The sequence below is a fragment of the Candidatus Contubernalis alkalaceticus genome (genome assembly GCF_022558445.1).
GTDB lineage: Bacteria > Bacillota > Dethiobacteria > SKNC01 > SKNC01 > Contubernalis > Contubernalis alkaliaceticus.
This window is the reverse complement of record NZ_CP054699.1, coordinates 3361076-3374359: the sequence shown is the minus strand read 5'-3', so window position 1 is coordinate 3374359 and position 13284 is coordinate 3361076. Positions and strand designations below refer to the sequence as shown.

The window sequence follows — 13284 nt, the reverse complement described above, 5'->3', positions numbered from 1 at the left end:
AGGTGATATAAAATGAAAAGATTAGAAATCATTAATAAGGAATTGAAAGAATATAAAAAGCAAAAAATTATTTCAGAGTTAACACCTGTTAAAGAATTTTTAAAATTGTTAGAACAGAAATACCAGTGTAGTTTTTATGAATTTGTAACGAGAATACACAATGAACCTGAAAGCTTTGAAAAATGGGATGACTATATTGAATGGAAGTGGTATCAAAGAAAGCTTGAGAAATTAGAAAAAGACATTTTTGAGCAGAAATATAGTAAGTAAGGATGAACTATTATGTTTAAGCCTAATATATATGAATATTTTTATAAAGGTAGGTTATTTTTAATGGAGTGCAACATAAAAATTCCCCAACATATATATCTTGCATTAAAATTACCCGAAGGAGACAAAGAAAAGCTGCTTTTAATAGAGCTTGCAGTATCTTTGTATGAAAGAGGAATCTTATCCTTTGGGAAGGCAAGGGATTTAGCAAAAATGTCAAAGTGGGACTTTCATGAAGAGCTGGGAAAGCGAAAGGTTGAACGACATTATGATATAGAGTGCATGGAGGAAGATTTTTCTTATGGATATAAGACTTAGGCAGTTCGACGAATTTAAAATTGACCTAATTTGTATTTAGAAATTGCTTGAACTATTAATTTTAATGCACATAATGTTTACAAAATTTACCTGTCTTATTATAGCAAATAAGGCAAAAGTGTAATAAAAAAGTAATATTATAGTTATATTATACCAAGGTATAATATAACTTACTAAAAAGTATATAATATACAAAAACACCGCCATCCGAACGGTGTTTTTATATGTTATATACGACTTATCAGCTGTTTATTTGAAGAGTGCTGCAAAAAAATGAATATTCACATACACATACAATAGCATTTTCCAAAGCTCAAAAAGTAACAGGTTAATTGACTCAAAACAAGTTATAAAAAAAGTTAAAACTTACGTAAATTTCATATCTATTCTTGCAGGAATTTTAACTTAAAAAAAGAAATATAAGGAATGTGTTCAAATGTTGAACGCAAAAGGTATGATATATGGAAAAAGAATATGAAGTATTATCTCATTTAGGGAAGGAAAAGGAAGTAACCCAGCGCAAAATAGCTTCCGGAACTGGTTTATCCCTGGGGAGTGTAAATATTCTATTAAAAAAAATGGTTAAAAAGGGCTTGGTGAAAATCGAGCGCTTAAATACCAGGACCATTCGTTATATTTTAACCCCAAGGGGAATGAAAGAAAAAGCTCGGATCACATATCATTACATATCAAATTCTTATAGACTCATAACCGGTATATCCAATAACCTGGAAGAAATAATTGGTGAAAAAAAAGAGGCCGGTATTACAGAGATCTATTTATACGGCGAAAAGGACGATGTATACAGTATTATAGTGAATGTGCTTAACAATCATGGTTTTCCTTATGAATTTATAAGCGATATTGTAAGACTGAAGAGGTTGATCATAACTGAGAATAAAGGGCTTATCATTATTTGGGACGTAGAACTAGATAATGAAATCCCTGAAAACATAGAATATATAAATGTTTTAGAGCTGATTTAGGATTATTCTGTTCCTGATGTGCGATTGAGCTTTCCGGGAACCTTTGGTTTTGGTGTACGGAAAGCTTTTTGTGTTAACGTATCTGTTCATGGGCAGTATGGAAAATGAAGGTTGCCATATTTTAAGAAAATTACTTATTAACTATAAAGAAAGTGGAACCATGTAACTCAAGGGGAGATACGTCAGGCATTAAAGAAGCATCCTTTTAAGTAATAACAAAACCAAAAGGTATTAAAATAGAACTAATAATTTAGTAGTAATTATTAAGTTAGTAAAGAATAGAGTGTAGTAGCTTTCTAATAAGATATATTAAGGGGGGAACTGGATGAGTGATTCGGTTTCTAAAGACAGGCAACTAGTTTTTACCCTCAAGAGCTTACACGGAAGATTTCCACTTTCTTTACTAGCCAATGTATTTCAAGGTATCCAGAAAACGGGTTATTTATTAGCAATGGATATATCTCGATATTAAGCACAAAAAAGAATAAGAGTTCCTGAAAGAGGAGAGCCAGAAAAAATCGTAGATGTATATGATATTATTGAGGTTGATTTAAGACCATTAAAGCTTAATATTATTTGCGGTGATAATATTACATTAAAGTTTAAGAAAACCTTTGAAATCTAACCAGTATTTAATCAGGATATACAAGAATTTGAGTTTAATATTGAGGATTTTAACATATTAGCAACTGGTAAGCTAAGGGAAGAAGCTTTTGAATACTTAAAATCTGATGTAATTTGGCTCTGGCAAGAGTATTCTAATATTGAAGAAGAATTTGCAGAAGATGCAATTGAGCTTAGTAATCATTTACGTGATTTACTTGTGGAGGTAAGGTAAATGAAAAATACTAGGTCAAGGAGAGAGTTTGAAAATTCACTGAGGTAATAGCAACTACTCGAAATTTTCGAGTAGTTCAAAGAGAAGGAAATAGGGATGTTTCTGGAGATGTTGTATTCTACAACCTGGATATGAATTAAGTAATTGTTAAAATTGGGAGGAGGGTTAATGATGTCTAAGCCTATTAATAATAAAGAATTATTACTATTGTTAAAAAATCTTCCTGAACCAGCAAAAAAATCAGCCTATGACTATATTAAATTTTTATCCTTTACTTATTCACGGCCAGATTGGGACGAAATCATGAACTTAGAGCCTGATGATATTCCTTTAAGTGAAGAGGAAGAACGTCAACTTATGAATAACTCTGAATTTGTGTCATGGGAGGATGCTATGCATGAAATTAACCTACCAACTGACATTGAGTCGTGAGACAATTAAATTTTTAAAAAAGCAGGAAAAAAAGATTCAAACACGTATCTGTAAAGCATTAAAGGGGTTAACGGTGCGACCTCCGATAGGTGACATTAAACCGTTAATGAGCAGAAAAAATACTTTAAGACTTCGAATAGGAACATTTAGAGTAATATTTGAAGTAGACCATAATGAAAAAAAAGTATATGTTTTGGCAATAGATAATCGCGGAGATATTTTTAAATAGATATCTGTTTGATATTTCCTAATACCTGGTTAATATAGCTCAACAGAAAAATACCTATAAAAGAACAGGGAAACATATACAATTAATTTTATAGAGAAGAATAATATGAAAGATTTTGAAGAGTCAAATCAACAAAATTAAATAAAATTTTGAAATAGCTTTAAAAATATAGAATATACAAAAACACCGCCTGCCGAACGGTGTTTTTATATGTTCTTTATGAATATCAGCTGTTTGCTTGAAGATTTCTGCACAAAATGGGTATTGGTTGACTTGAGCTTTTTATGGAGGTCTAAATGGCTGTGACTGGTGAGGAGTATAATAGTCAGTTATATAATACGAGCATCAGTGTTTTCTATTTTTTAACTTGTGAGGATAGTGATTTAGTAAGAAAAAAAACGGCGTTAGCCGTTTTTTTCTTATTATAGCCTAAGATTATGATATTAATTGGTACAAGGATATTTTTAAAATCTTTCCTTTTTCAGGGAGGTACTATTGCTCCTTTTGTCGAAGTAATAAGTAAATCCCATGGAAAAGGAGACATTCATAAATAACAATTACATCAGATAAGACTACGCTTTATGGATTATTACAATCTTTAGGCCTTAGCCCAGCCATGCGTAACGACGAAAGAATCCTGAAAGCCTTGGAAAACGGAGAAGCTATTGACATATGCAAGGATTGAATGAACCTAGCCTTTTAGACCCTTTCTTTGATTTTCTTGCGGAGGTCGGCATTTATTCCTGTATCCAGAAAGTCAGTACTCTTTCTTATCGAAAAGTTATGGTCCCTATTGTGTTATTGCTTTTTTAGCGCAGTTAAAAGTGATGGTGTTGTTGAGGGTGGGACTGGGGGGAGCACGAAATGCAAAAATAGACTCCTATGAGAAATTTATTTTTATAAAAACTGTAGTAGTAGGAACGATATTAATAAATCTGAATACAGAAACGCGGGAAGGAAGTTGCGTTATGGAAAGAGTACTTATTACAGGCGGTTCTGGCTTTATCGGGACTGTATTGGTAGAAAAGCTACATAAAAAATATGAAGTTGTTATTTTAGATAATTTTTCTCCACAAATTCATGGGGATGACTATAAAGAATCTTATTTATATAATAATATAAAGGGAAAATGTGAAATAATAAAAGGAGACATTCGTAAGTATGATGACATTAGCTCAGTACTAAGTGGTGTCAACTATGTCATTCATCTTGCTGCTGAGACGGGAACAGGGCAATCTATGTATGAACTCAATAGATATACGGATGTAAACATCAAAGGTACATCTAACCTACTTGAGGTTATACTAAAAAACAAACTACCGATTAAGAAGCTAATCCTATCTTCTTCACGTTCTGTGTATGGAGAAGGTATGTATCTTTGTGAAACCCATGGTCTTGTTGTTCCAAATTCACGCGAGATAGAGGATATGAAGAGGGGCAATTTTGAAGTGAAGTGTCCCAAATGTGTTGGCAAAGTAAAGCTAAAAAAGACAACGGAAGACTGTCCTTTAACTCCGATCTCTTATTATGCTTACACTAAACTTGCTCAAGAAAAGATGTTTGAGGTAATGTGCCCAACAATGAGTATACCCTATACCATTTTTAGGTATCAAAATGTATATGGCGCAGGCCAATCTCTAAACAATCCATATACCGGTATTTTGTCAATTTTCTCAAAATTACTCTTAAAAAATGTGGCATTGAATGTATTTGAAGACGGCATGGAAAGCAGAGACTTTGTTCATGTTAATGATGTGGCAACGATTACTTGTAACGCTCTTGAGAACGCTAATACTAACAATCAACATATTAATGTAGGAAGTGGGGAAAGCATCTCTGTACTACAAGTAGCAGAAAAACTAAAAGCATTGTACAATTCAAAGTCGATTATCAATATATCGGGTGATTTTAGAAAAGGAGATATTAGGCATAACATTGCGAATATCGAAAAAGCAGGATCCCTATGTGGATTTAATCCTGAGTATGCTTTTAACAAAGGTATGGAAGACTTTGCAAAATGGGTTATTAATCAATACAGAACAAATGAACTAGTAACATTGGAAGACTTTTTTGGGCGCTCGTTAGATGAATTGAAGGAAACTGGCATGCTGATTAACGCTAAGGAGTGAGAGAGCGTGAGTACGAAAATGGTTCTGTATATTGGAACTCCTATATTTAACTATTATAAGAAAATTAAAACAGAAATTGAAAAACTGGGATATTCCGTTGATTATTATAATGAAATACCGAGCGAGAATTCTTTAATTAAGGGAGTTATCAAGATAAAAAGAAGCTTGGTTGATTCACTAATTCAAAGGTATTTTGACAAAATTATGTGTCAATCGAAAAGCAAAACCTACGATATAATATTCATTGTTAACTGTAAAGTGTTTACTCCCGTTATGATTAAACAGTTGCGGGACACTCAAAAGTCTGCAAGATTTATATTGTATATGTGGGATTCACTAAACTTATACCCACTTTGCAAGGAGGTAATTCCTTTATTTGACAAGGCTTACTCTTTTGATTCAGACGATTGCGGAAAAATAGATAATCTCACTTTTCTACCGCTATTCTTCAGCAGGGAATATGAACAGTTAGGTCAAGAGCCTGCCGGAGAAAAGGAATACGATATTGTTAGTGTATGCACCGCACATCCAAATCGCTATAAAGCTATGCATCATCTATTTCCTGAACTCCAGGCAAAGGGTATCAGAATATTTTCATATATGTTTTTGAACAAACTCCAGTATTTGTATAATAAAATGTTTGTATCAGAATTCAAGGGTGCAAAGCATAGTGAATTTAAATTTAAACCGCTGTCTGAAAGGGAAAACTTAGGAGTTCTACAAAGGTCAGATACGGTATTTGATATGCAGCACAATAACCAGAGCGGTTTGACAATGCGAACAATTGAGGCTCTCGGTGCTAAACGAAAGATAATTACTTCAAATGCAAATATTAAGAAGTATGATTTTTATAATGCTAATAATATTTTTATCTTGAATGAGCACAACTTATCCGAAATTGAATTATTCCTTAAAAATACATATGAACCTGTCCAGGCTGATGTATATAGTAAATACAGTTTGCACAGTTGGGTAGAGGCGGTCATTAATGAACGAAATAATAACTACCTAATAGAATGATACGAGTAATAAAGACTCTCTCAAGTTAGTCTGATTTCAGGGGCATGGTTTGTAACTTTTCTATGGCATCGCTCCTACACCATTAAATAGAAAGTTGGGAGGGGTGTAATTCATGAGCTTTATAAAATATCTGTGGGGGATTAGGGCAGTATTCTATAAATTACGGTTTCAATCAATTGGTAAGATGTCTTATATCGGTAAACCGTTATTTTTGCTCGGAACGAATAAGTGTAATATTGGCAATAGGGTAAGAATATATCCTGGGTTGAGAATGGAGATACATGGTAAGGGTGGGATATCTATTGAGGAGAATGTGTCAATCGGTCAAAATCTTCACATAATATCTAAAGACATAGAGCTAGTCATAGGAAAAAATACAACTTTATCAGGGAATGTTTTTATAACTAATATAGATCACGACTACAGGCAGATTGGGCAACATGTAATGAATCAGCATTATCTTGTCAAGGAAACAATTTTAGGCAAAAATTGTTTTATCGGGTATGGTGCTTGTATACAGGCTGGAACAAAATTAGGTAAACAATGTGTTGTGGGAGCAAATGCAGTTGTGCGAGGAGAATTTCCAGACTACTGTGTCATTGCTGGAGTACCGGCTAGAATTATAAGACAGTACAACAAAGATACGGGAGAATGGCAAAAGAAGTAGTCAAGCGAATAGAAACGGATGAGGTGCACTAAATTTGATATGACCAAAACACATCTAATGTATATGGAAACAGTAAAAAATAAATTGAGCCCGTGTTATGTTGAAGGTGGTCAGAATGAAAAATAAAAATGGGTACTTTATTTTCTTATTCTTCATTATTATAATTTTATTTCAAAAATTACTTGCTGAGTTTATGAGTTTCCATGGCTATGGTTCTTTTTTGAAGATTGAACTAGTGGTAATGTTTGTTGTTATATATATTTATGTAGTAAAAAAATCAGGTCCTTTGGGCACTTATTCTATTTTTTTAGCAACTAGTTTTATATTTCTATACTCAAGAATTGTTTTAGATATATTTAAATTACTTAAATTTGAAGAGTCTGTATTGTTTTCTAGAATAGTACTTAATGACTTAACTGTTATTATTGTGATTGAGTGTCTACTCTTTAGTCTGTTATTCTCCTTTTTGGCATTTCTTATGTTCTTTAGAAAGTCTGGCTGGGAGAAAAAAATAAGCACAAATACTTCTCTAGAAAAGATAAGTATGTGGATTCTGTTTATATTAGCTCCTCTTGTAATTTTAGACGCCTCATTAAAAATATACTTTGTTAGTCAATATGGATATTTATCACTATTTGATGGTCTATTTGTCCAGAACCCAGTGTATCGGTTATTAGGCTATGTGAGTAGGTCGTATATATATTTATTCTATGTGTTTTTGAGTTCTCATCCCACAAAAGCTAATTTTAAGAAGACTGCAGGACTCTTTATTTTAATTACCTTATTAGACATGTTGGCAGGTAAGCGAGGGGAAGCCATGATACTCCTTTTAATTGTATTATGGTACAACTTTAATTTTTATAACGGAAAAATCAAACTTAACCAAATTATTTTGGCTATAGGGAGTGTTGTAGTTTTCTCGCAGTTAACTTTGATGTTAAGAAGTGGTTTTTCAAATATTAGCTTCTTGGATGGTTTTCTTTCTTTCTTTGAGCTGAATGGGATGTCGATTTATGTATTAGGATACGTCGTTGAGTTAAGGGGTCTTTTTGTTAATGAGGGATTACCGTATTTCCTATCTCCTATCTATGATCTTTTTTTAAGGATATTAGGTAATAGCGCAGTCTTTTACCAAGGTAACACATTGGAGTTGCTTGAGAGTACTAATTATCTTGGTAGACAATTAACTTATTTTATTAATCCAGGTGCTTATTTAAATGGTCACGGAACGGGAACTAGCTATATTGCAGAGTTTTATGACTTTGGGGGCTTAGTCGGTGTTGCCGGTTTAAGTTTTCTTGTTATCGTGTTTGTGTTGAACCTAGAAAATATGATGCATAAGAACAGATTTTACTTCATGGTTTTTTTGGCTGTACTTTATAGATTTATCTATATGCCTAGAGATTCATTGCTAAGGTTTTTATCTGATCTGGTTCCGATGGGAGTGATTTATATTTCGATTGTTCTCATTACTCATATTTTGCTCCGTACATCTTCATCGAATCGATACAAAGGGTGTGATTATAGCATTGAAGAAAGTATACAGAATTAACTCAGTGTATCATATGCTATTTGTCTTATGTCTAATTAATAGACATGAAGAAAATCATTTAATCCTCGGGCATAAATCTTTATTTGGGCTTTACGATAAGTTATTTAATACAGGTATTTTTACAACTATCACGAAGATCGAGTACCCTAAAAGTTACCTGGGAAAGGGAATGAGATTGTTCTTGCCTGGTTTGATAAAAATTTTGAGACTCTTTGTAAAGAAAGATACTCATATTTTTACGTGTCCCAATGATGTGGAATATAAAAGCTTGATGCCTTTTGCAAAAGCGAGCAAAATAAGCCTAATAGAGGATGGAGTAGCGTGCTACTCTACATTCGATGGGAACAACCCCTTATACATGAGGAGGCCTTTACAAGCAATAGATGAGATTAAACGCTATTTCGGACTCCCCTATATCAATATATATAGATTGAAAATACATAAATTTTATTTAACCAATCCTTCTTTACTCAAACAGAATTTACCTGATATCTATAGCTATCTGAATGACTCTATAGTCGTGTTTGATATAAATAAAGAGATCTTACGGGATGTCAACAAGAAGCTTATCCTAGATATTTTTGGTATGGAAAGTTATGTGAATAAGGGTAAAAAGATGGCGATATTACTAACACAACCGCTGGTTGAAGATAACAAGATTGACCTATCCACCTTACTAAAAAAATACCTTGCTATATTGGAGCCCTTGGTTGATAGAGGGTATTCAATTTACCTTAAGCAGCACCCCCGCGAGGTTGGAAACAAATACATTGTTATAGGTATTGATCTTATAGAGATCCCTAAACTAATACCGTTTGAAGTATTAGCACTTAGTGGGATAACTTTTGATGTAGGCATTACATATAAGTCTACAGCTATGAGTGTGGACTTTATTAAGGAAAAAATATTTATAGAAATTAAGTAAAATAGAACCCACATATAAGGGGAGAAATCATGAAAATAGGAACAATATCTTATTACGGTTCTTTTGCTAGGTATTTCCATTATTTAAAAAAGAATGTTTCGAGAATATATCCTGAAGCTTGTTTTTATAATATTAGTATATATCCTACTGCTCATATCTATTGGAATAGCAAAAAGGAGCATTCAGTTTTTTTGACAAGTGAGGTTAGTAAAATAAAAGCAGAAAACCTTAATGGAATTAGCAATACCTATAAGGGCATTAATCTCAATGATGTGATGAGTTACCACCTCAAAGTACTAGATATAGAAAAAGGCAGTAAAGAATACGCAAAACTAAAAGACAGAACGATTAGGCATATTGATTACTTTGATAACCTCTTTGCAACTGAAAGGTTCGATATTCTTATATGTAGTGGAGATACAAGGATGTTTATTGAGGTAGCTATTTTACTTGCGCATAGATATGACGTAAAAGTCTATTTTTTTGAGCAAGGTCCTTACAGGACCACGATTATTGATGAACAGGGAGTTAACGTAAACTCTTCGTTTAGAACCCAGAACCTAGTTAAAAAAACTGACGTAGAACGGGTTAGTAATTTTATCAACAGGGAAAAAAATGCACAATTTAATCCAGCTTTAAAATTTTATTTCTATAAGTTGTTTGATGTGTTGCTTCTCTCACCTCCACTGCGTAGCTTTTTCCCTTTAGAGCTAATTGCAGAAAGAAATTATGCTAACTTTTTATGGCGCAATATTAGGAGATTCATTAAGAAAAATTCTAGCTTGGGTTCAACTAAGGAGATGCCATCGAAGTCAATATTACTTATTCTACAAGTACCTTATGATGCTCAAATGATATATAATTCTCCTCACTTTAGTAATTTCTTCCAGATGGTAAGAGTAGTAAATGAAAACATCCCTTCTGGGTATAGTCTAGTAGTAAGGGAACACCCTCTGTTTAAGGGAAGCTATGAGGATGATATGTATAGGTACATAGCAAAACATGATATACCTATTATTAACGATAAGCCGCTTAGTGAAATGATACTGCAGAGTGATCTGGTTATAGTGAACAACTCAACTGTTGGTTTAGAGGCACTATCCTTCTATAAGCCACTAGTAATATTAGGAGATTCTTATTATGATAGCCATGGAGTTGGTTATAAAGTTAATTCTCCTGAAGAAATAAAAGTCAAAATAAAAGAAGCCTTGGTAAATAAGGTTCCACAAGAACAAATTGACATCTTTTTATATAATTTGCTGTTTGAATATCTCTATGAAGGCCACTTTCAAGATGAAGTGCTAAAGGATGGCCACAAGATAGCCCTACAGATCTTAAAGGATTTTTTTCCATCTAAGATCGAGAAGGATGCATGTCTAACTCATGAAAAGTAAGTTTCCAATAAGTCGGTGTATGGTAACTTCCCTAGTAATATGAGACAATTCTCTAAATTAGAATTTGTAGAGTTTGGACCAGGTCGAAAAACTCCAAAAGGAGGTTTAGAGTTGAACACCAGGGAAGTTACTAGAAAATACCGGCTGAATCATTGGACCCAAATTATACGCGAATGTCGCAGCAGTGGACAAACCGTCAAGGTATGGTACGTTGACCATGACATCAACCCAAAAACTTACTACTATTGGTGGCGGAAAGTACTTGAGGCGGCATGCGGAGCCATCCCATCTCTTGAAGGAAATAGTTCAATAGTATCGTGAAACTTTCGAGCAAACAGCGCAAATTAGAGCGTCTGATGCAGGAAAAGCCTGTTTTGGATGCCTTTTGGGTGTGGATTTATTCCATCAAGAAAAAAGTGCTTCCCAAATCCAAATTGAGAGAAGCCTTGAACTATGCCCTAAACCATAAGAAGGAGCTAACGAAATATTTTGAGAATGGCAACGGCTCTATTTCTAACAACCTGGCAGAAAACAGTATCCGTTCCTTCACTATTGGACGAAAGAACTGGCTTTTCAGTGGAAGTCCTAAAGGAGCTGCAGCAAGTGCAGCCGTTTACAGTATCATTGAAAGTGCCAAGGCTAATGGCCTAAATTCATACAAATACCTATATTTCATCTTTAGCGAGCTTCCAGGCTTACAGTTTGGGCAACATCCAGAGTTCCTTGAAGATTATCTTCCATGGAATCAGGATATCCAGGAAAACTGCAAGTAAAGAAAAAGAGGCAAAAACTTAGTTTAACACTAGTTTTTGCCTCTTTTATATCCACTGACTTATTAGACGCTTACCATGAAAAGGAATTAGGACATAATGAACACCGTTTATTTATGTTAGATGTTTTTTTGCTACTTGAGAACTTTTTCCTAAAGCGACAGTATAGTAAATAATCTTGGGACAGTAAGTTCAACTACAAGAGAAGAGTGATCAGAATGAAGAAGGCTGCAGTAATTATATTGATCGCGACAATGTTATCGAAGTTATTTGGTTTAGCGAAAGATATTGCCTTAACATATTATTATGGAGCATCGAGTATCAGCGATGCATATATAATATCCTTAACAGTACCATCAGTGTTATTTGGGTTTATAGGTGCTGGAATAACTGCTGGATACATTCCGATATACAGTAAGATCGCCAATGATGCGGGTGTGGATAGTGCAAATCGATATACGAATAATCTATTAAATATTTTACTAATTATTTGTGCGTTGATTGTTATTATTGGAATTTATGGCTCGGAAGGTATAGTTAAACTATTTGCATCTGGGTTCGAAGATGAAACTATACAACTAGCTTCTATATTTACTAAAATCAGCTTACTTAGTATATTTTTCACAGCAACAACGTACGTTTTTAGTTGTTTTTTACAAATCAAAGGTAACTATATTATGCCGGCAATTATTGGAGTTCCATTTAACACTATTGTGGTGATGTCAATAATACTAAGTAAGAGTATGAGCAATGTTTTGTTATTAGCAATCGGAAGCGTAATAGCAATGGTTTCTCAGATAGTGATTTTGTTACCAAGTATCATAAAAAAGGGTTTTCGGTATCAATTAACGATACAATTAAATGATCGAAACATAAAAACAATGGCCAATATAGCCTTACCAGTAATAGTCGGTGCATCTGTAAATCAAATTAATAAGGTTATAGATAGAACTATAGCTTCGCAGGTGGCAATCGGCGGAATCTCAGCTCTTAATTATGCACATAAATTAAATGCCTTAGTTCAAGGATTATTTGTTATTTCAATTATAACAGTTATGTATCCAATTATATCAAAGTTAGCTGCAGAAAATAATTTCGAGAGTCTAAAAGAAACTATACGTGAAGCAATTGTTGGAATTGGTTTGCTTGTAATACCAGCCTCTATAGGAGTTATGGCATTTTCCGAACCTATTATTAGAGTCCTTTTTGGACGAGGTGAATTTGATTTACAGGCAATATCTTTGACCTCCTCAGCGCTTTTTTATTACTCTATTGGTATGATTGGGTTTGGGTTGAGGGAGGTCCTGTCAAGAGCGTTTTTTTCGATGGCAGATACTAATACGCCGATGGTAAATGCAATAATAGGCATATTATTAAATATTATTTTGAATATTGTTTTATCACGTTACCTTGGGATAGGTGGTCTCGCATTGGCAACATCTATTTCAGCAATCGCGACTACGGTTCTGTTGTTTATAAGTTTACGTAAAAAAATAGGCCCTCTAGGGTCAAGGCGAATACTTTTTTCCTTTTTGAAAATTCTAGCTGCGTCTATCATTATGAGTATTTTAGCAAAAATGACTTTCTATCATCTAGATGCTCTTATAGAGAAGCAGGTTTATTCACTTCTCATATCCATGATCGCTGGTGCATTATCGTATTTTATAGCAATATCCTTTATGAATATTGACGATGTTTCTGTAATTATTAGTGAAATTAAAAGGTTATTTTCTCTAAAAAAAATAACTTAAACT

The 13284-nt window shown here is 33.5% G+C and carries 13 protein-coding genes and 2 pseudogenes; all 15 read left to right on the top strand.

The annotated features are described in order from the left end of the window. The first annotated feature begins 12 nt into the window (after positions 1-12). Positions 13-270: a hypothetical protein gene (locus tag HUE98_RS16650; protein ID WP_241421705.1), complete on the top strand. Its 258-nt coding sequence runs from the start codon at positions 13-15 to the stop codon at positions 268-270. Positions 271-282: 12 nt separating this feature from the next. After that, entirely contained in the window at positions 283-588 is a 306-nt protein-coding gene (locus HUE98_RS16645; protein WP_241421704.1) for a UPF0175 family protein, read from the top strand. Positions 589-1049: 461 nt separating this feature from the next. After that, entirely contained in the window at positions 1050-1574 is a 525-nt protein-coding gene (locus HUE98_RS16640; protein ID WP_241421703.1) for a MarR family transcriptional regulator, read from the top strand. A gap of 325 nt (positions 1575-1899) precedes the next feature. Further along, positions 1900-2046 carry a hypothetical protein gene (locus HUE98_RS16635; protein WP_241421702.1) on the top strand — a complete coding sequence of 49 codons (147 nt, stop codon included), beginning with the start codon at positions 1900-1902 and terminating at the stop codon, positions 2044-2046. Positions 2047-2583: 537 nt separating this feature from the next. Then, positions 2584-2844, top strand: a complete 261-nt coding sequence (locus HUE98_RS16630; RefSeq protein ID WP_241421701.1) for a hypothetical protein — start codon at positions 2584-2586, stop codon at positions 2842-2844. After that, complete coding sequence (locus HUE98_RS16625; protein ID WP_241421700.1) at positions 2810-3073, top strand: type II toxin-antitoxin system RelE family toxin; 264 nt, start codon at positions 2810-2812, stop codon at positions 3071-3073. The genes HUE98_RS16630 and HUE98_RS16625 overlap by 35 nt, the downstream gene beginning before the upstream one ends. 968 nt (positions 3074-4041) lie before the next feature. Further along, positions 4042-5202 carry an NAD-dependent epimerase/dehydratase family protein gene (locus HUE98_RS16620; protein ID WP_241421699.1) on the top strand — a complete coding sequence of 387 codons (1161 nt, stop codon included), beginning with the start codon at positions 4042-4044 and terminating at the stop codon, positions 5200-5202. A 6-nt stretch (positions 5203-5208) separates the two neighbouring features. Continuing rightward, on the top strand, positions 5209-6222 hold the full coding sequence (locus tag HUE98_RS16615) for a CgeB family protein (protein WP_241421698.1): 1014 nt from the start codon (positions 5209-5211) through the stop codon (positions 6220-6222). Positions 6223-6334: 112 nt separating this feature from the next. Beyond that, positions 6335-6889 (top strand): acyltransferase, encoded by a 555-nt coding sequence (locus tag HUE98_RS16610; RefSeq protein WP_241421697.1) that lies wholly within the window; start codon positions 6335-6337, stop codon positions 6887-6889. A gap of 115 nt (positions 6890-7004) precedes the next feature. Continuing rightward, the gene (gene wzy, locus HUE98_RS16605) at positions 7005-8441 is read left to right on the top strand and encodes an O-antigen polysaccharide polymerase Wzy (RefSeq protein WP_241421696.1); all 1437 of its coding nucleotides are present in this window, start codon (positions 7005-7007) and stop codon (positions 8439-8441) included. Continuing rightward, positions 8419-9366, top strand: a complete 948-nt coding sequence (locus HUE98_RS16600; protein ID WP_241421695.1) for a glycosyltransferase family 52 — start codon at positions 8419-8421, stop codon at positions 9364-9366. The genes wzy and HUE98_RS16600 overlap by 23 nt, the downstream gene beginning before the upstream one ends. A gap of 29 nt (positions 9367-9395) precedes the next feature. Continuing rightward, the gene (locus HUE98_RS16595; protein WP_241421694.1) at positions 9396-10760 is read left to right on the top strand and encodes a capsular polysaccharide export protein, LipB/KpsS family; all 1365 of its coding nucleotides are present in this window, start codon (positions 9396-9398) and stop codon (positions 10758-10760) included. Positions 10761-10871: 111 nt separating this feature from the next. Continuing rightward, positions 10872-11075 (top strand): annotated as a pseudogene (gene tnpA / locus HUE98_RS16590) (IS66 family insertion sequence element accessory protein TnpA); the annotation flags it as partial. Continuing rightward, positions 11072-11533: pseudogene (locus tag HUE98_RS16585) on the top strand (IS66 family transposase); the annotation flags it as partial. The pseudogenes tnpA and HUE98_RS16585, both read left to right, overlap by 4 nt. Before the next feature lie 215 nt (positions 11534-11748). After that, a complete protein-coding gene (murJ, locus tag HUE98_RS16580; RefSeq protein ID WP_241421693.1) occupies positions 11749-13281 on the top strand; it encodes a murein biosynthesis integral membrane protein MurJ in 1533 nt (510 codons plus the stop codon). The last annotated feature ends 3 nt before the right edge of the window (positions 13282-13284 follow it).